This window comes from Candidatus Polarisedimenticolaceae bacterium (assembly GCA_036275915.1).
Taxonomy (GTDB): domain Bacteria; phylum Acidobacteriota; class Polarisedimenticolia; order Polarisedimenticolales; family DASRJG01; genus DASRJG01.
On sequence record DASUCV010000022.1, the window covers coordinates 478,415 to 497,281 of the forward strand.

Below are 18,867 nucleotides of genomic sequence, written 5' to 3' on the forward strand. Positions count from 1 at the left end.
TCCTCGTCGTTTGCGGAGGAGATACGACGTTCATGTCGGCCTCACGGGACGGTCGCCATCATGCTTCGACAACAAAGAAGTCGTCGCGCTCTCGATCGCGAATCCATTGATAGTCGCGATCCAGCACGGACACGTCGGAACTGACCAGATGCACAAGCCCAGGTGACGTAAAGTAGTCGACGGTCTTTCGAATGGACCCACCTGGAGAGACATAGAGAGAATGAGAATAGTAGGAGTCCAGTCTCGTGAGGTCTTCGATCCGAGGCGTTGCTACCAGCCTTCCCGTGGTGCTGGCGATCAGGAAGACTCGGTACACGGCCTGCTTGCTCACGTACCCTTGCAGCGCCGAGTCAAAGAACTCATCTCGTCCCAGGTAAGCATCCGCGGTCCACTCCACGTGGGTACGGTCGAGCGCGCACTCCAATGCGCCGAGATGAATTGCGCCCTGCAAGCGAGCGGCCAACTCCATCAGAAGCGGACCGCGGGGAGTCACAATCAGCTCTAGGTGTGACGGTCCGTATTGCATTCGCAAGGCATGTAGTACTCGATACGTATAGTGCACCAGCGCGGACTGTTCCACGCCGGAGTACGGGAGCAGAGCTTCGAGTGCTGAGAGTCGGCCCGCTCCAGGCAGTCGGAGTTTCGTGCATCTCCAGATGTCGGTGATTCGGTGGACACCTCTTGAGCTCACGGCGTTCACGATGAACTCGTTACCAGTCACTAACTCTTGTGCAACCACAGTCTCGTTAACCAGATTGAGGGCATTCCGCTTGCGGTAGATTGTGGCAAATGCTCTTCGTACCTCATTTTCGGAGTGGCAAAAGTAGACATCCTCGGCACCCGCGCTGGCTGGTGGCTTGAGAACCACGCCGGCGGGATACGATCTGCTCCATTCGAGCACCGTCTCGATGTCCGCGGATTCGAAGTGCGGAATACTCGGAATGTTGTTCTCGCGGAGCGCCTCCTGCATTAGGTGTTTCTCCCGACGAGCGCGGGACATTCGAACTCCATTCGATGGCAGTCCGAGCCGTTCGCTAAGTGTGTCCGCGAGTTCCACTCCGGTCTCGGACCCTGCGAGGACGGCTACTGGACGGTACTGTCGCGAGACTTCGGTAAGGCGATCAACCTCTGCACCACTGCCGTCAAGACACACATCATTTGAAAGGAACTCTTGCGGCAAGAATGTCGCCTTAGCAACATCGGGGATGATGGGAGCGCTTTGAATGTGGCGCGAAGTCACGCCGCGTGCGGACAAGGCGCCTGTCAGATAGCGCCCCGTAGAATACGCATCAACGATCAACACTGTGGGCGCTGACATTGATTGCTGATGATTCCTGCGTGCCTCAGCCATGGACTCACGTCCTACGATGATTGGTTAGTGATTGCAGAAGAAATGGAACTCGACGTTACTTGGAAGACAGGCCGAATCAGCATGATTCAGCAAAGCGTGAATCTTGTTCCTGGGTGCCTTCGCTAGACCCGATGCTGAGATCCCCGGCTGCACGACCCAGCACTCTCGAACCGTTCGCTGGTTCTCATAGGTTTCGCGAATGAGCGTCGGGATGCTACCCGTCGGCCGAAACCCACGAAGTACCTTCGTTGCCAGGCGTTCGGTGTGCGGCTCGAGCACGGCCCACTGAAAGAACTGGAGGTTCTTTAGGCACTGCGCCAGGACGACTTGCACGTCATCAACTCGCAGACCCGCTTCAGCTCTCCCGGAAAACTTTGCATGGACGAGGGCAACCCTGCCCTTCCCGACGACGAGGTAGTCAGCGATCTCGTTCGACCCGTCGTCGCAGACAACGAGCTGAGGCCATCTTTCCTTTCGAAGGAATCGGAGAATGCCGTCCCCGATCGTATCTCGTCTTCCTTTTGCAAGACTCTCCTTGCGGATATCAATTCCAGCCCAACTCATGTCTGTCCTGACCTTGGTGAATACTTCTTCGAGGCCGGTGTTCTTCCAGAACCCGCCAGACCGGTATGACAGACCTTGCGTGAACACGACGGTGAAGGCTTCTTCTGCCGCCAAGGCTTCTACTAGATCCCGCGAGCGCCGGTGCTCCAGCTCGCCACTGTCATCACACAGCTTGAGTCGTCGACCATGCGCGGGGTTTCGATATTCGAGGGCGATCTTTTCTCCATCGCGACCGAGAGCGAGGTCGAAGACTGAGAGTTGGCCCTCGTCGTTCGCGACCTCGAAACGAATGCCCGCAGGGGGCACGAAGTAGCACGTCCAATCGGCCGAGAAGTTACCGGCGTCATCTTCGATCCATACCGTGCCTTTTCGATAGATGTTGTAGTCGGCGTAGAAGGCGATAGGTTCAATGTCTGCGGATGGCGTCGGCACTGGCGCTGCAAGCACCCATGCGCGTTTTCCTGGATCACGGGACAGAAGATCGGATGCAAGCCGATCGCACTCTGCGGTGAACGCTTTGGAGTCGTCCACCCAAGTTCCCCAGACCTTCCGCTTGGTGGTTGAACAGCCGAACGGTTTGGACTTTGCACCAGCTTTGCCCCGCTCAACTGCGAAGGCATGTCGAAACCCAAACATGGCATCACGAACAGGAGACAGCGTATAGGTCGCATCTCGCGCAAAATGGATCTTCCCTTCGGGAGCACTCCGCCCCGGTGCATTGAGGTTTTGCATGCCAAGCGAACGGATCTCTGGCCGGCGTTTCGCAAGTACTTTCTCGATATCACTTGCCTTGACGGGACGGAGCTTCTCGCTGAGTGCGGCCGTCAGAAGATCCAGGAGCGTCGAGCAGTTCGAATGAAGGAATACGAAGCCATCCTTCGAATAGAGCATGGCCTCGTCATGCTCAGTATTCCTAACGCTCGTTCGACCCCGAATCCAGGATGGGACCGATCTGTGTTGGAGATACAGATACTGGAGGTGTCGGGACGTTTCGGAACCGATGACTCGGAAGATGGATTCACTTCTCTGCCGATCGGCCACGGCGCGCGCGACTAGAGCTTTGAAGTCATGCGTCTCGCCGTTCGGATCCACGAATACAACCACCTGGTAGAAAGGGCGCACCTGATCTAGCGGAATCATGGCGATTCTGCTCGACGCTTCATCGACCTGTTGGGAGATTCGGCGGCCGGTACTCGACGACCAGCCGCATCCTCTCAGCCACGGCGGGGTTGACTTCCGCATCATCGGGGACGTAACGATGCCGTCCCGCATGAATCATCCAACGTCTCGCGAAGTTCCGGACCGGGTCCTGATACGGCTTAGGGACGAACTCTAGAATCCACCACAGCCCGCGAAGGGACTCATGGATCTTGGCGTCGGCCCGCGGCGCCGCACGGTCCTTCGTATCCTGCTCGGGCAGGATCCGCGCCTTCGCGCTCGCGTCAACGTGCAAGCCGGCGGCCTGCGCTTCTCCGGCCATCCACTGGAGCCCGATCTTCGAAAGGCCAGAGTCTTTCTCCAGGTATCCTCCGCCGACGTCGCAGTGAACGCCGGGGAACCACATTTCGAGCACGTCTTGATCCTCTCGCTTCTGATCGGTCCAACGATTCTGCGGGAAGTGAGCGCGGCGTTCGTCGAGGGCGATCGCGTGGCGGACGATCTCGACGCTGGGGTTGTCGCGTGTGAACTGAAGCGATTCTGGATTCCAAATCCAACCGATGGATCTAACAGTATCCCAAAGCCCGAGAAAATGGAGAGGGACGGTCCGCGCGAAGGTCTTCTTGAAGCCCGCCGCCTCTCCCCAATCGTCCTTCCTCTTGTAGGTATCCCAGGCAAATGGAATGAGCTCCTCGTTGCCGCGGGTAAGGAGGCCGACTTTGTGGATCATCCCCGCGAGCGCACGAGCCGTGTAAGCACCGCGGCTGAACCCGAACAGGAAGATCGAATCCCCTGGTTCGTAAGTCCGCATTAGGAAGCGGTAGGCGTCGCATACGTGCTGCTCGAGAAGCCATGCGATCGCAAGATCGAGACGAGCGACGATCAGCCGCCCGAGTGTATTCCAGATGCTGGGCGGGGGCATCGTTCCGATGCCCGGCTGATAGTACGAGAGCTGATCGGAGCGATCGCGGTCAAGCATTTCATAAAGCTTGACGACGTTGGTCTTGTCGCGGGCGTACTTATTGCTCGTTCCGTCGAGGCAGACGGCAATTCTCCGCCCGACGCCGACCGGCGCTGCATTGGTCATCAGCTCTTTGCCTCGTCTCGATGCATCTGCTCTTGGGCCTTTCGGACCCTGGTCCAGATGTCATTCACCGGCGCACTCGACGATACGCATGTAGAGTCGATGGTTGAACCGAAAAAAGAACACTCCCGTGTCGTCGTCGCAGACCAACTGAACTTTGGACAGCAGCTGATCCGCCGTTATTCCGTCAGGAATTGGCTTCTCGCCTTTCGCCGGCTGGAGCTTTCCGCAATCGCACTCTGACATCAGCTCGCTCCTTTCGGACTCAGAAGTCCCATGCATGAGCAACCGCGTTTGACAGGCGCTGGTAGTTCACACCGTTCGCGCCGCTCTGTGCGGCATACGTCGTCGCGCCATCCGTAAAAGCTTTGAGAATTTTCTCGACAGTCGGTGGGTCGGTCGAGTCGGGGCAAGGCTTGTTTGCAAGCAAAGTTCGAACGCAATCAAAATCATGCTCGGGTAGTTCTGCTGTCGCTCTCGCAATGACATGCCGTACCCTGTCGGGTTCGTTCTCCGCAAGGGCTTTGAGTGCTACCAAGTCGAATCGGAGACGTTGTTGCTCATCCGTGAGCGGCCCTGCAACGGTCGGCCGTGAAGTAGTGACTCGCTGCTCAAGGTGGTCGAAAGTCGGAACCGGGACACCAAGCTCCCCACCTTCGAACAGTTCGACATCAAAACCCAGATAGCCAACTGCGAGCAGGCGATCAAACGCTTCCGCCATGCTGACGTCAGATTCGGAGGCGCCCAAGAACTTGAACGCGACGCCAGCGCCGGCGGCCGCGCTAATAGACTTGGCTGGCTCAGCGGCCTTGTTTAGCTGTTCGAGGATTTGGTCGTAGTTCTTGTTCAGCGTTCCATCAGGCGTCACGAGCGATACGTTGGGAGCATCGCCGGCCGTAACACCCCCGCCGCTAGTTGTCGAACGGTGTAGCGATACGACGACCCCACCCGTGAGATACACGCGCGTAACGACTCGAAGGAAGACCTGTCTTCCATTTCTATTTCGGGTGAGCTCGACCAACGAAGGTCGAACTTCTGGAAGACTTGCCCATGCTCGAAGCTTCTGATAGAGCTCGGCGCCGTCGGCCGCATACGTTCGCGTGTCCGCGATCAAGACCGACCCAGAAGCTGTCGATGTTCTGAGAAAACTCAGGCCGACAGGTACCGACTTGATCGGAACGGCAAGCCCGAGCCCTTGACTCGCCTTCGCGGAGAACGAGTAAGCCGGAAACGCAGCCCGCGGCGCAAGTGCCTCAGTCAGCGCTATCGGCGTATTCTCCGGCATTGGTCCCGCGCTCGGCCGTCCAGGGCGCGGGTGCGGTGTACTCCCGAACTCGTCCTTCCAATACCCATCAGAGTACATCCGCTTGAAATCGAGATTCGAGAGTCGTGTTCGATGATCATCGAGAGTCAGAAACCCTTTGCGCTTGTAGAGGCTGGCTTGGTCCGCAATCGGCATTTGCACCAGGAAGACATCCCCAGGAACTAGATCTTCGGTTAGGGGGTAGACGGGAATTACTTGGCTCGCTCGAATCGTCTCGCACCAGCGCTTCGCGACTGACTGAAGCTCCTTGCGGGCCCGAGAATCGGCGTTCGCCCAAGCAACCTCGCCGAACAACATTCGTCCGACAATACAAAGGCAGATCATCCGCAAGAGCGTTCTGGTCATTTGTCCCTCTAGCCCCCTCCAGACGATTTGCTATGACTTGCGCTCCGGTAGTTTCAGCCCCACGTATGTTCCCGAGGAGATTCCAATGAGCCCCAGTATCGTTGGGGACAGGTCCGGCATTGCAAGGGCTTCCCACACGGTTACCGCGAAGACCACAGCCACCGCGAGCGTCCAGACTACTAGTTGCAGACGGTGAAGAGACGCCCCGCAGACATCCGTTGTGAGGTCCTGGACAAAACCATCGGACCTTGAGACCGTCGTCCGCTCCGTTTTCACCTTGTTCGCGTCGATGGCAGCCGCAGTGCCAAACGTGCCAAGGCTTATCCCCATGAGACCGACGATCGACTTCGGGATATCTACGTTGTAATCACAGGTGAGACACCAAATGAATAGGTAGGCATAGACAACCAGCAGCGTCCACAGCGAAATCTGAACGCGTGAGAGACTGTACGAACGGTCCGTAGGCTTCTCGATGCCAGGCCCGGCAGGCTCCTTGTCCCGAAGAGCTCCCGTCCGAGCCGCAATCGCAAAGAACGCCACAGCCCCTGCGCCAGCGAGGAGGGCCCACAGGAGTAATCGGTTGCCCCGAACTGGCACAAACTCGATTTCAACGTCGCTCTCGGCTGGCTGCCCATCGGGAAGTCCCGCGCTGATCCTGAATGCGTGCCCAGAATGGGCTTTCGCAATAATCTCCTTCCACGTCTTTCGTGCTGACTCACTCGATAGATCCCGCCGAATGAAAAAGGTCACCAGTGTCGTTGTGACCTCTTTGTCATCTGTTTCCTGGGTGCCGACGTGGGCACGAGAACCAATAAGCGGAGTCCCGTCGAAGAACAGGACCAACTTGGAGGGATCCGGGGGCTCCTCGCCCTCGTCGTCCGTATCGTTCTCAAAGGCTGTCGTCGATTGAACGGCAAGCGTTACTGATTCGCCGAACGACAGGCTTTGAGGCTCGTGCAGGCAGGCGTGCCGTCCCGCAATCGGCTTCCCATTGGGGTCCGCGATGCAGATCACATCGAAGGAACCACTTGCTGCGTTGGCGTAGAGACTCCCGACCACCGCCACCACGGCCGAGACAACCGAGCCCCTGGCGATTCTCATGAGGAATCCCATCCTGTCTCCTAGTCCCACCTCTCGAGGGCGGTCCAATCCGCGTCTGACGTGCACTTTGTCTTCGTGCACACCTCAAATTCGGTTACGGGGTGAACCTCCCATAGCGAGATGCGTTTCGGCTGATTCTTAATGGGATGTGACTCGTCAGAGTTCACTTTGTGATGATTGTCGAAGAACAGATGGCCGCGGGCTCTGACACGAAGATGCGCCCCTTGAACCGCCTTCAACCTTGCCTCTGTCCACGATTCCGCACGATCCTGCGGGACCATCTCGACGACGATGCCGTCATATTCGGAACCGCCCTTCGTCGGTGTCAGATTGATATGAAAGTCGTTGTTTGCGGCTTTCGCGAGGTTGCAATTGACCGACTCACCCGTGTTTGCGTGGGGCTTCGATGGCTTCGGCTTATCTGGTTGTTCTGCGATATACCCCTCGATCTCGACGAAGCTTCCTTCGCCAATCGTTTGGCCTTGAAGCTTCAAGTGTTGGAGCCGAACCCGCTTCGGCTCTGAAAGAGCTGCATATCCGGTCGTCTTGAAGTCGTCGTCCGCTTGCTTCTGGAGGTTTTGGAAATCTGCGAAGGTCAGCGCATGCAGGTCGCCCTTAGGCTCGCCATGCTTCAGGACGTTGCAGAGAGCCTCTGGAGTATCCTCTTCAGTGCAGCCCCGAAGCGGACACTGCGAGAGAGTTTTCGCACATGGCTTTTTCTTTGCCGCCGCTACGGCGCTGGTCTCGAACGACAAACAAAAGCAGCAAACGAGAAGAAGCCAGATGGGTAGGAGGGTTTGTGCACGGCTACCGTTGCGGTAGCTCTGGAAGCCTTGAGCTCGGCTCGTGCACGCCAAGCTGGTCGATCCGGACCCAACGGTTCGGCTCGTGCAGCCCATTTCATGCGCCCTCAACCCGTTACGTGAAGAGGGTATCTTGAATGCTGTTGCTGTCAAGCAAATTTGTTGCAGGTCAGCAACAGCGCTCAGTTGGGGCCACGATGGGCGGGTCGAGTCGTGTCCCGGCGTTCGACGATTGCTCCGCCGGGGCCATGGAGATCGTGTCTCCGGGCTGCCCGAAGTTGCGAGCAGCGGATGCGCCGCGCACTTGACTATGTCAACCCAAACCCAAGCGCCGGAGCCGCTGCGGACAAGCGTTCGAGTAGCTCCGCGGCCTGAGCGGCAATCGGTGAATCAGTCAGTCCTCGTTCCGCTGCGATTCCCAAGATAAACCGTAACCGTTCGAATTCCCTTCGAGACGCCGCTCGGCGGATCGCTACCGCAAGCAGAAATGGCTGGAGCGATCCCCGTTGCTGTGGGCTGAGACGTTCAAACACCGTGCGCCAGTGGCGCGGCCGCGAACCCTCACCTGGAAGTGTTAGCAACTCATTGACTAGCCGCGACTTCGGGTCGTTCCCGTGTATCTTCTGCGCTGGAAAGAAGCCGCTGGCTAGGATCGTCGCGCACAGGACGCCCATCACGTACACGGTGTGGTAGGCGGTCGCGAGGACGTAGCCCGCTCGATGAGTTCCCTCGAGTTCCGCCGCTCGTTCAGGTCTGGTGCTCGGTGTGGGCAGGAAGCCAGCTTCGTCTTCGACGAGAGCGAGAACATGAAAGCCGAATGTCGCCGCCGGACTCCACCGCTTCCTCAGGAGCGGCCAAGCCAAGAGAATCTCGCCTGCGAGGTCGTAGTCCTCTTCGTCCAGACTCCATGCGAGGAGCGCTTCCGCTTCTTGAATCAGTTCGCCAGCCGATCTCGGCAGCGTCTGCCGCCTCTCGCCGTCGCAGAGATACATCAAGGAATGCGTGAAGCCATAGACGTCCTCGCGGCTGCACCCAAGCAAGTCCATCGGCCGACCGACTGCCGATGCGCGTGCCGAAGCGCTGTCCCGTCGCCCGGCCAACCACGCCTGCTCGAGCATGCGGTGGGGAGGCCGTTCCCGTCCGCGATGCCCTAGGGATCCAAGGCTACGCTTGAGAACGGCATCGAATGCTTCATCCGGGACTCCGAGACGCGATAGACAGATGTGCGCTCCAGCATAGTCAAGCGCCATCGTGGGCTGGATGCAGACGCCGAGGAGCATCCGCGCGCTACGCGCCGGACCACTGAGCCTTTGGGACAGCCGGCGAACCCGGCCGAGGATCTCTCCGTCGTGGGCAACTCGAGATGCTACGAGAAGCAGATAGGCTGTTTCGTAGATCACCTTCTCTGGGCGCAAAGCTTCATGGCCGTCGGGATGCGCGTAGCCTGTCTCGGCGAGTCGATCTACGGCACGAGCTGCGACGTCGAGAGCTTGGCACACCCTGCGAGAGAGATCCCCAGGTTCCCATCTAAGCCCTGCGATGCTGGCCAATCGACCTAGGACCGCAACTCTCCCGCAACCCCGCGTAGCGCCGCGAGATCGGCGACGGGATTCCCTTCGATCCCGCCCCGAATGACATAGAACCGGATGAAGTGCCGCATTGTGCCGCAGAACACGTCCCAAGGGTCATCGGCCAACGAAACCGAAGGCCCGAGCTCACCGATCAGCTTCGCGATCTGGTTGAAATCAACGGCTTTCGTGTCGAGTGCTCGCTTGACGATCTCTTGGTGATTGGTCCGCTGGCTCATGCTCGCTCCTATTCGCCCCCTCGGGCTTCCGCTAGCTCGTAGCTCGACCCGGACTTTCGTGTTGAGATACGTGATTATCTTGTTGCTGTCAAGCAAATTCCCTGGAGCCTTTGGCCAACCGGAGGTATCTTTCGGGACATGCCGTCGAACCGCCTTCCGACCTCTGTGGCCGTCGGCACGTTCCTCAAAGATCAACGGAAACGGCTTGGGTACACTCTCCGAGACGTCGAAGAACTGTCGGCTTCATCCGGGCAGTTGATACCCTTCAGCACCCTCGCACGAATCGAACAAGGAAAGCTCGACCCAGGGCTACCCCGACTGCAGCACCTGCTTCGGGTCTATCACGTCCCGACGCAGGCGGCTGGAGATCTCCTGGATCTCGAGGAGTTTGCAGGAGAACTGCCCAAGGAAATCGATCCTGACCGTTTGTACGAGCTCGGTCGAAGCGCGTGGCAGCGCGGCGACGCGCGGGAGGCCTTGGCCGCGTTTATCGCGGTGCGACGGCGGGAAGGCGAGGACAATCAAGCGCGAAGGCAAAAGACACTGCTTGCTCTGTCTTCGATTGCCGGCACTCTCGGCAAGTACCACTTCGCCAAGCACATCATCGACGCGCTGCTCCTCGAGCCGCCTGACCCGTCGATCGTCGTCTCCGTGCTCGTTCAAGCCGCCAAGTGTTGGCAATGGTTGGGGAACTCTGACGTCGCGCTCTCGCTCGTCGAACGAGCGGAGAAGACACTGACTCGTAAGAGCCCTGCCAGGCAGGTTGCGTTCATCTTCCACGAGAAGGCGTCCATTCTCGTGGGGGTTCGCCAATTTCGTACTGCGGACGAAGCTCTCGATCGCGCCCTTGCGGCCTACAGGCGTGCTGGAGACGAGAGCGGATTCTGCCAGGCATTGGGAGTCCGGGTTCGGATGCACTTCGAACGCAAGAAGCCGAAGGACGCCCTCACGGCTGCGCGCACCGCTCGCATGTACGCGCAACGTCACGGCAACCACCGGCTTCGGCTACTGTTCTCGCTTGAAGAGGCGCGGGCACACCTGCTCCTACGGAACGTGAAGGCCTGCCTGACTCGGCTTGGACAAGTGGTTGCTGATTCGGCCGGCACAGACGACAAGGTCGTGCGCTTCTACACACACTACTACTACTGGCGGGCGTACGAGGAGCTTGGCGATGACCGCGGAGGGGTGGAGTTTGAGGCCGCGGCTCGCTACCTGGACTACCTCGACGAAATGACGCCAGAAGCGATTGAGATGCGCACACTGTTATCCGAGCGCGGGCGGCCACGGAGGCCGTGATTGAGGCGCAGATGAACTCAATGTGGGGGAAACCATGTCCTACTCAGATCTTGAAGCCAGCCTTGTCGGAACGAATGGAAATCTCGCGAGCGTGTCCGTCCACAACCCGCAATCAAACGCGGAAACCGCGCGCGTTCAGCTCACGGTCGCGTTCTCGGGTGGGGGTTCCCAAACGCTGACGAGCTCGAACTTCACGCTGCAAGCGGGTGGGACTAAGAACGTTCAACTGGCTGCGTCTGGAACGATCGGTAGTATCACTGACGGACCGACGCCCATCGAGCCGCTCTAGTCGTCCGATCGCCTCATTCACTCCAGCGTAAGCGACGGATCGCGCGGGGGTCGCCTCGTGAGGCCGATACGACTTTCTTGGGCAAGTTATCGGAAGCGCGGCGAGAGCAACACTTTGTGGATCTCCTTCTTACTTGCCGCGGAGAGAAGAGCAAGACGAAGGTCATGTCACACGCCCCGTACACAGTCGGGCTCTTGCCACAATCAGACGCCGATCACTTTGAATGAGGTTCTGGCCATGGGCCCATTGACCGCTCGAGTGTTCTATTCGGGTACCGCGAACGATGGCTGTCGCCCTTGCTCGCGGCCTCGATCTGCTGCCACGCGTTCGTGAACTGGGATCGGTGTCTCACTGGTGACCGCCACGCCCAGACGATCTGCGTGAACCGGCGACGGGACTAGTGGAACCCAGGCAGCCACCCGATTCGCGGTACCGCGGAAAATCAAACTCAACACTGCAGCGTACGTAATTCATCCTGCGACATGAAAAGAGTGAAGCCATGTCGTGACTTCACTCTTGTAGTGAATGCTGCGTCCCGTCGCATTGAGCATCGCGATTGGACGACAGCCGGATTGGTGGGTTCTCAGACCCCGCGACTTCTGCCGCGGAAGCCGGCTAACACCCAGACAATAAGCACAAGGCTGGGGCCCCACACTGCCGATCTGACAGCAACAGCGACCCACAGCGAGCTATGTGGACGCACCGAGAACAGAACCGTCTCAACGCTCGATAGTAGAAGCAAGCTTAGAATTGCTCCCATGCGTCTGGCAGTCGTGAGAGTGCGTGGAGCGTTGGGGGCGATCGCAAAGAACGAATGTCGTCGCATGAGACCTCCTCAGCAGGCTGTATCCCGTCGCGGTCATCGCGAAGGAATTGCGCCCGCCGAGGAAGTGCGGGTATGGGAAAGGGTACCGGCAACGAACAGGTTAATAGTGACAAGGATGCGGCAGGGTGAACCATCACCGCCGGAAGACATCGGCCATCCGCACTACATACAACGCCGCAGCAACCAGAGCTCGATCGAACGACTGAAGCCACACAAGCAGCGGTGAATGAAGAGACACTTTGGCGATTGTCGCAATGGCTACAGCGATGTTCAGCGCTGTAGCAAGTCCATGTACGAACCAGCCGCTGGTATCAGTTGTCCTATCATTGGCGGGGGAGACAAACGGGCCGATCACGATGATCGCACATGTGGCCGCGCCAATGAGTAGAACTATGATGCCAATGAACGCTATGACGTTGTCGGGGGCTCGCTGGGTAATCTCATGACCGAGCGAACCCAACACTGCGTAGCCAATAGCAAGATTCAGGTATACAGCAATTGTGCGAAGCAGTCCCAGGAATCTAGCAGTAACACGTCCGCACCATCGCGTGGCGCGGGCGGTTGCTCGAGTTGCTCGGTCGATGGCCAATTCGACACGCTTGGCAGCTCCTCGTAGAGCAGATTCGATACTCAAGCAGCACCTCCCGCGGTCGTGCAGCCAGTTGCCGGAACGACGGCCGGCCCTCGGCGGTCAGCGGAAGACGCCATCGTTGCTGCAATTGACCGATGATCTCCACGCAATTGGAATGTGCCATGGACTCCTCGATTGCGAGACGCCACCGTCCTTGAATGTGCCTGGTGTGAAGGTAGTGGTATCTGTTACCGAGGTTGTGTGAGTATTTACTCACAAAACGTCGAATTTGTCAAGCTGGGCCGAGTCGATTGCAGCCACCGGGACCAGTCGGTCATCCCTCACGGATGACCGCGGATGACTGAACATCAAGCCGGACACCCCTTCGGTTCTAGTTCGCCCCGTTCCCGCAACGTGCGCTCGCACGACGGACTGGTCGAATCGTACAGCGAGCTTCACCTCAATGGAAGTACTTTCTTGATGTTCATTGTGGGCAGAATCGGTCGCTTGCCCGAAACCCGTCGATTTCCTGGCTGCTCCGAGGAAGACTGTCGCCGCCGCTGAGTCCCGGCCACTCACCTGCTCGTCCGAATTCAAGTCGTGCCTGCTCTCGATCGACGCGGAAGAGCTACGCGCCCCCATGTGGATAAGTGTCGGTTTACAAGTTCAGTCGGTTTCCTACAGTGAAGCAATGAATACGAAACACATCGCGATCTACGCTCGGGTCTCCTCGTCAAGTCAGGACTTGGCGGCCCAGGAGCCTGATCTCAAGGCGTGGGCTGAAACTCATGCGAACGACCTCGAGGTCGTCTGGTACCGCGACACCTTCACGGGGAGCACGCTCGCCCGCCCGGGGATCGAAGCCCTGGAGTCCGCTCTTCGATCTCAGACCGTTTCACGAATCGTGATCTGGCGCCTCGACCGTCTCGGACGGACCGCTGCTCAGACGCTTGCGTTTCTCGCGCAGCTCGACGAGGCAAGAGTTGAACTCATCTCCATCCGAGACGGCTTCGATGCGACTTCGGCAACCGGAAGGCTACTGAGAACCATCCTCGCGGGCTTTGCAGAATACGAGCGAGAGGTGATCTCCGAGCGCATCCGCGCTGGGATTGCTGCCGCGAAAGCGCGGGGGCGGCACTGGGGAGGCAGGAAGCCAGGCGTCCGCCCCAAGCTGACACCGGCACGGGTCCAGGTGATCCGTGCGCTCGTGCGTGCGGGCACGAGCAAGACCGAGATCGCGCGGCAGCTTGGAATCAGTCGATCGACGGTCTACGAAGGGATTGATCTCACCGACCATCACCGGAACACGCACGAGACGCCGAATCTCACTTCGACCGGAGCAACAGGAGGCCCATGATGCGAGCGACCGTGTCCGGTACCATTTCGACGACCATCGTTCTTGTGGCGATTGCCATTTGTGTCATCGCGACGCCCCCAGCTCTCGCAAGCGACAAAAAGAGCAAGAAGAGCGAAGTCGAGAAGCGGCCGTTCCAGGTTCTGAGGCCTACGGTCGAACTGTCGCCCACGCAAGGCTACGACGCCGTTCGTGAGATCGGCGGGGTTCGGATCGAGCTAACTTCGACGCAGTTCGAAAGCAAGCCGATGTACTTCGTCTCAGTCCAAAAGCGCGAGGACGCTCTCGAGTCCTGGACCGGCGTCCGAGTCAATGACCTTGCTCCGGTCTGGGTTGGCGTTCTTCCATTCTTTGAAGTGACACCGAGGAACGTTGAACTCAAACTCAGAATCACGAATCATCTCGGCCGTGTCCTGCGGTTGGAGGGCGTGGCACTTCAGTTCGTGAAGGACGGCGAGGCCTTGGACGTCGGTGAGACCGCAAACGCTCTCGGCAAGGTCCTGATCCTCCCGGAGAAATCTTGGGAGGGAACACTCTCAGGCCCGACGCTCCAAGCCTTCGGACTGAAAGAGTTCGACGCGCGGACGTCGTCTGCGGGCCTGCTGAAGGATGCGGTCACCGCCAGCGAGGGCACGCTCCTCATCGGAATCTACGATGTGATCACGGAAGTCGACGAGGCGAGCAATCCCAAGAAGCGTAGCAACTTTGAATGGGTCTTCGCCTACAAGGCCAAGGCCACGCCGGAAGACGCCGAGGCCATGCGGTGGAAGGCGAGACTCACGACCGAGCAGATGAAGCAGATCGTAGGCAATCACTCCCCTGAGGAATTCAATGCGATGCTGCCCGGAGGACAGGCGCATTGACGTGGCCGTACGACTCCCTGGCGCCGGCGGAGCTCACTGGCTAGCGAGCCCTGCCCCGCGAAACAAGTACCCTCGCGCCAGCCTCACTGTGTCGATGAGTGGAATTGCATAGAGACTCAACAGGGCAAGCGCGACGCCTCGCCACCAGGACGTGAAAATGGTCGCATTGACGATTGCGACGGGAATGAGCGTACTGATCGGCAAGCAGAAAAGACCGAGCAGAATCGAACGGTTGATCGCCACGTCGGCGGAAGACCTCCCCTCCCGTCTCACGAGCCAAGTCGAAAGCAATTCGATCATGTGAGTCCGCGGGCCCAGGCGGTCGTCGTGACGGCCCTTCTTGCTTCTGGCGGGCGTCGAAGCGCTTTCGTCCCTGGCCTCGGGGGCTTGCTGTTCGCGAAGGCCACGTGCTTCATCCGCGAGTACCAGCAGATATCGCACCATCACGAAGTACAACAGTGGTGCTAGCAAGAATGCGATCCGTCCCGTTACGTTCTCGCCAACTACCGGGAGCCGAATCGATGGCTCCGTGTCGGCGAGATCGTGCGCGATCGAGCGACCGGAATCTAGGTTGCGGAGCCAAATCCCTGTCCCGCGAAGGGCCTTGGCCTGCATACGATCAGTGATGGGCCCTTGGTAGAAACCCTGGAGATCCGCGATCGTAGCGTCGAATTCATCCAGCCCCTGAAACAGGACTCCGATTTGGTTTGCGGACAGCGTGTTCCAATCCGGTTCATCAACTTCCTTGGGGATACTTGAGACAAGATCGGCAGGCAGTTTCAGCGCATTGGCGGTAGTGGTTAGCCAGCCAGGAGGTTCGTTCAGTGAATAGTACGTGGTCCAGATCTCGAGAACTTCCGACTTGAGAACGATTCGACGCACTCGGAGCCACTTCAGCTCCTCAAGCCACGAACGGACGAGGTCGGAGAAGTCCCGACTGTTGGTCTGATTGATGAGTCCGAGGATTCTGCGGTCGTCGATGTGTACTTGTGCGTTGAGGTCAAGATGTGCGGCGCCGACAGGCTCGGCCCACTTCGGACCTTGCAGCTCGTGAAGGAACCGCTCGCCAACCTCGATCGCCTGAAAGATCTTGGCATCGTACAGCGAGCGAAAGCCCACTTGGTCTGTCTCGAGCTGATCTATGGCACGGACGAATCGTCGAGCAGCCGGTACGAGGGCCCGCTGTGGGTCTTGAAGAAACAGCGCGAATGAGAGCCAGTAGAGAACGCTGAGCAGAACCAAGCTCAGAAAGACGGTGCCGAGTCGTTTCTCGGTTTCCGTGTAGCGCTCTCTTAGGTCGGAACCCACTCTCCCCTTCTACTCGCCCGCGACACGCATCTAGTCACCCCAGACGATGCGCCGGCGGCACTCGCATTGGCGACGTGGCTACGCCCTGCCACTCGTGCTCAAGATGCGGTCAACTTCGTTCATGCCAAAAGCGTACGGTGAATAGGAGCCTGACGGTCACCCTTTAACCGCCGACTGGGTTTTCTATCCGAGCACTCCATTCATATAAAACTTCTAAACGCCTAGCCTCCTTTGTTGCTGGTCTGCAACACCTTCACATAAGAACCGCTTGCTTTCACTTCTGGCCGCGCGCATAACGGGGCTGGGAATGGCGTGGTTCGGCGATCCCTGCTGCGGCTTCCGACTCTTGTACCGGCGCTTGTTCGCATGCACGGGGAGAGTTAGTTGACCAGTCAAGTCATGTGCACCACGGCGTTTGTTGTCGGACTCATCCTGATTTTGTTCACCGCCGTCGTGTACCTTTTCAAACGTTCGAAGACGGAAGATGGAAAGGTCACGTTCGGTGTGTTCGGGCAGACGTTCTCTGGCACGATGCTCGGCGCATTCCTCGTGGTAGGACTGATTCTGACGCTGGCGTCACTTGCTCAAGCGAAGCATGAAGAGTCGCAGGCAAGTGAACTCGCCCAGGAAGCAGACACCTTGGTCACCCAGGCAAAGGAGGGTGGTGCGGCCCAGCACGCCCCCGACGCTTTTCGGAAAGTCACTGAGGCAAAGGGCGAATTGGACAAAGAGATTGCTACCCAGAGCTCCAAGCTTCCGATGTTTCGGTCGTATGCGAGGGCGAAGTCGCTCGCGGAGGATACAAAGGCGAGCGCAGGTAGCCTGCAGGAGGTGCTGAGGGCAAGAGGAGTCCTCACGCCTTCATCCGGGTCACTCCAGGATCAAATCCGGCGCGTCTATCACGATGTGCTAGATCGTGCGCCACTGACCTGGGAGGTCGACGTCTGGCTCAACAATATCAACTCAGGTAAAGAGACTATTGCATCAATGCGAAGGGCGTTCGCGAGCGACCCACAATGCGACGCGGCAATCACGACCGCGTACCAGGCTGTGCTTCACCGCGGTCCTTCGCCCGAGGAGGTGACGACCGCCAGGATTCAATTGGCCAGCGGAGCCTCGATCGCATCAATCAGGCGGCGGCTCGCGGGGCCAGGCTAGAAACTCGTTGCTGGGTACGCGGTCGGCGGTCGAGGCATCGTGGTCGCTTGTGTTCAAGTTTGTCGGCGCTCGATGCCCGTACCTGTTCCGCCTTCGCAACACGGCTGAACACAGCAGCCCGTTCTGTTGCTTGACAGCACCGCTTTTCCTGCGTCTAAGCCAGCGTCAGTTCACGACAGGGTCCATACACAGCGTGGCAATTTTCGTTCATTACCGGTGACAGTGAGACGCGTTGGGGAGTAGCGAGGGCCGCCGGTGCTGTCTGCCTAGGCGCCAGCCGGCGAGCTCGTTTCCGTTCTGGAAGGGTCATTCATGAACATCGGATCGTCTTCTCAGCCGACGGCTTTCGCCATTGACATCATGGGCCGATACGTCTGCAACACGTTCGACGAAGCCATGGCCAACTCCGACCCGGCTTTTCGCGCGACCGCAACAGATGTAAACGGCAATTCTCTTCCACCGCGCGGCGACATGCGCCCGTTCGACTTCATAATCATCGGCGGCGGAACGTTCGGGGGCGCAGTCGCGGAGCACCTACTCTTCCGCAGCACGGGGCGCGCCGAGCGCATCCTCGTTCTGGAGGGAGGACCGTTCGCCCTTCCAGAGCACATCCAGAACGTTCCTTCGATCGCGGGGGTCGGGGAGGTTTGGGGTTTCCCATGGAATGGCAACATCGGATTCAGCGGCCTCGCCTTTTGCGTCGGGGGGCGGTCGATCTTTTGGGGTGGTTGGTCGCCACGCTTGCTCGACTCCGAGACAGGTCCCTGGCCGAAGACGGTGCTCGACGATCTGAACGCAAAGACGCTGACGAGGAACGGCGACGATGGCTACTTCCGCCAGTCGGGCCGGCAGATTGGCGTCACGGAAACAAACGATTTCATCTTCGGGGAGCTCCATTACGCGATGCGCGATGTGCTGTTCGGGGCCGTGGAGGCAGGAACAATCAGCGATGCCATGAGCCTCTCGTCGCTGCCGGAGTCGCCGATGGTGGAGATCCTCGACACGGTACCAACAGTGCAGGATCTCGCCGCGATGCTCGGCATTCCGGTTCCCAGCCCGCAGCCCCCGAATCTCAGGCAGCAACTTCTGAACAAACTGAAGCTCGAAGCGCCGCTCGCCGTGCAGGCACGGCCAGGACACGCGGGGTTCTTCCCACTGAACAAGTTCAGCTCGGTACCACTGCTCGTCAAAGCCGCACGTACCGCGTATAGCGAAGCGCCGGGGGACGATGTCCGGAAGCGGCTGATGATCGTGCCGCGCTGCCATGTCTCCCGTCTCAGCGTGGTCAGCGACGGCATCGGCGGCAACCGCGTCGACGCTGTCCTCACCGAGCGCGGCCCAATCCCGGTCTCTCCCGATTGCGACGTGATCATCGCCCTCGGCACGATCGAAAGCACGCGCCTGGCGCTCCTCTCCTTCGGCGAGGACGGGCGGATCGGCACCAATCTCATTGCCCATCTTCGTTCCAACGTCACGTTCCGTGTCGCACGCGAAGCGTTCGCGGCGCTCGATCCAAGGCTGCGGGGCCTCCAATCGTCCGCACTCTTCATGAAGGGGCAGCATCAGTTCACAAAGCTCGACGGCTCACCGGACGGCGTTGGGCATTTTCACTTTCAGATCACCGCCACTGGTTTGGACGCCGTGAACACGAATGCCTAGGCTGAG

The 18,867-nt window shown here is 59.0% G+C and carries 16 protein-coding genes; 6 read left to right on the forward strand and 10 right to left on the reverse strand.

From position 1 onward, the window contains the following. Positions 1-58: 58 nt before the first annotated feature. The 3 genes from VFV19_18815 to VFV19_18825 form a co-directional block, all read right to left on the reverse strand. Positions 59-1,351, reverse strand: coding sequence for an ATP-grasp domain-containing protein (locus VFV19_18815; protein ID HEX4826359.1), 1,293 nt, complete (start codon positions 1,349-1,351; stop codon positions 59-61). Positions 1,352-1,375: 24 nt separating this feature from the next. After that, positions 1,376-2,806, reverse strand: coding sequence for a hypothetical protein (locus VFV19_18820; GenBank protein ID HEX4826360.1), 1,431 nt, complete (start codon positions 2,804-2,806; stop codon positions 1,376-1,378). Positions 2,807-3,074: 268 nt separating this feature from the next. After that, positions 3,075-4,160, reverse strand: coding sequence for a DUF2235 domain-containing protein (locus VFV19_18825; GenBank protein HEX4826361.1), 1,086 nt, complete (start codon positions 4,158-4,160; stop codon positions 3,075-3,077). 57 nt (positions 4,161-4,217) lie between these two features. Between VFV19_18825 and VFV19_18830 the strand changes: the two genes are divergently transcribed. Beyond that, complete coding sequence (locus VFV19_18830; GenBank protein ID HEX4826362.1) at positions 4,218-4,400, forward strand: hypothetical protein; 183 nt, start codon at positions 4,218-4,220, stop codon at positions 4,398-4,400. A 22-nt stretch (positions 4,401-4,422) separates the two neighbouring features. Here the strand turns inward: VFV19_18830 and VFV19_18835 are convergent, their stop codons facing one another. The 5 genes from VFV19_18835 to VFV19_18855 form a co-directional block, all read right to left on the reverse strand. Continuing rightward, complete coding sequence (locus VFV19_18835) at positions 4,423-5,826, reverse strand: hypothetical protein (GenBank protein ID HEX4826363.1); 1,404 nt, start codon at positions 5,824-5,826, stop codon at positions 4,423-4,425. Between the two features lie 30 nt (positions 5,827-5,856). After that, the gene (locus tag VFV19_18840; protein HEX4826364.1) at positions 5,857-6,939 is read right to left on the reverse strand and encodes a hypothetical protein; all 1,083 of its coding nucleotides are present in this window, start codon (positions 6,937-6,939) and stop codon (positions 5,857-5,859) included. A gap of 8 nt (positions 6,940-6,947) precedes the next feature. Further along, positions 6,948-7,682 carry a hypothetical protein gene (locus VFV19_18845; protein HEX4826365.1) on the reverse strand — a complete coding sequence of 245 codons (735 nt, stop codon included), beginning with the start codon at positions 7,680-7,682 and terminating at the stop codon, positions 6,948-6,950. Positions 7,683-8,038: 356 nt separating this feature from the next. Then, positions 8,039-8,848: a hypothetical protein gene (locus tag VFV19_18850; protein HEX4826366.1), complete on the reverse strand. Its 810-nt coding sequence runs from the start codon at positions 8,846-8,848 to the stop codon at positions 8,039-8,041. 437 nt (positions 8,849-9,285) lie between these two features. After that, positions 9,286-9,537, reverse strand: coding sequence for a hypothetical protein (locus VFV19_18855; protein ID HEX4826367.1), 252 nt, complete (start codon positions 9,535-9,537; stop codon positions 9,286-9,288). A 138-nt stretch (positions 9,538-9,675) separates the two neighbouring features. On the opposite strand from VFV19_18855, the gene VFV19_18860 reads away from it, so the two are divergent. Next, complete coding sequence (locus tag VFV19_18860; protein ID HEX4826368.1) at positions 9,676-10,833, forward strand: helix-turn-helix domain-containing protein; 1,158 nt, start codon at positions 9,676-9,678, stop codon at positions 10,831-10,833. 1,248 nt (positions 10,834-12,081) lie between these two features. On the opposite strand, the gene VFV19_18865 is transcribed toward VFV19_18860, so the two are convergent. Further along, positions 12,082-12,582, reverse strand: a complete 501-nt coding sequence (locus VFV19_18865) for a hypothetical protein (protein HEX4826369.1) — start codon at positions 12,580-12,582, stop codon at positions 12,082-12,084. A 577-nt stretch (positions 12,583-13,159) separates the two neighbouring features. Between VFV19_18865 and VFV19_18870 the strand changes: the two genes are divergently transcribed. Together VFV19_18870 and VFV19_18875 are read left to right on the forward strand one after the other, a co-directional pair. Then, positions 13,160-13,876 (forward strand): recombinase family protein, encoded by a 717-nt coding sequence (locus VFV19_18870; GenBank protein HEX4826370.1) that lies wholly within the window; start codon positions 13,160-13,162, stop codon positions 13,874-13,876. Further along, a complete protein-coding gene (locus VFV19_18875) occupies positions 13,876-14,736 on the forward strand; it encodes a hypothetical protein (GenBank protein HEX4826371.1) in 861 nt (286 codons plus the stop codon). The genes VFV19_18870 and VFV19_18875 overlap by 1 nt, the downstream gene beginning before the upstream one ends. 33 nt (positions 14,737-14,769) lie before the next feature. Here VFV19_18875 and VFV19_18880 read toward each other — a convergent pair whose 3' ends face one another. After that, on the reverse strand, positions 14,770-16,044 hold the full coding sequence (locus VFV19_18880; GenBank protein HEX4826372.1) for a hypothetical protein: 1,275 nt from the start codon (positions 16,042-16,044) through the stop codon (positions 14,770-14,772). Positions 16,045-16,428: 384 nt separating this feature from the next. On the opposite strand from VFV19_18880, the gene VFV19_18885 reads away from it, so the two are divergent. Together VFV19_18885 and VFV19_18890 are read left to right on the forward strand one after the other, a co-directional pair. After that, a complete protein-coding gene (locus VFV19_18885; protein HEX4826373.1) occupies positions 16,429-17,202 on the forward strand; it encodes a hypothetical protein in 774 nt (257 codons plus the stop codon). Between the two features lie 312 nt (positions 17,203-17,514). After that, a complete protein-coding gene (locus tag VFV19_18890; protein HEX4826374.1) occupies positions 17,515-18,861 on the forward strand; it encodes a hypothetical protein in 1,347 nt (448 codons plus the stop codon). The last annotated feature ends 6 nt before the right edge of the window (positions 18,862-18,867 follow it).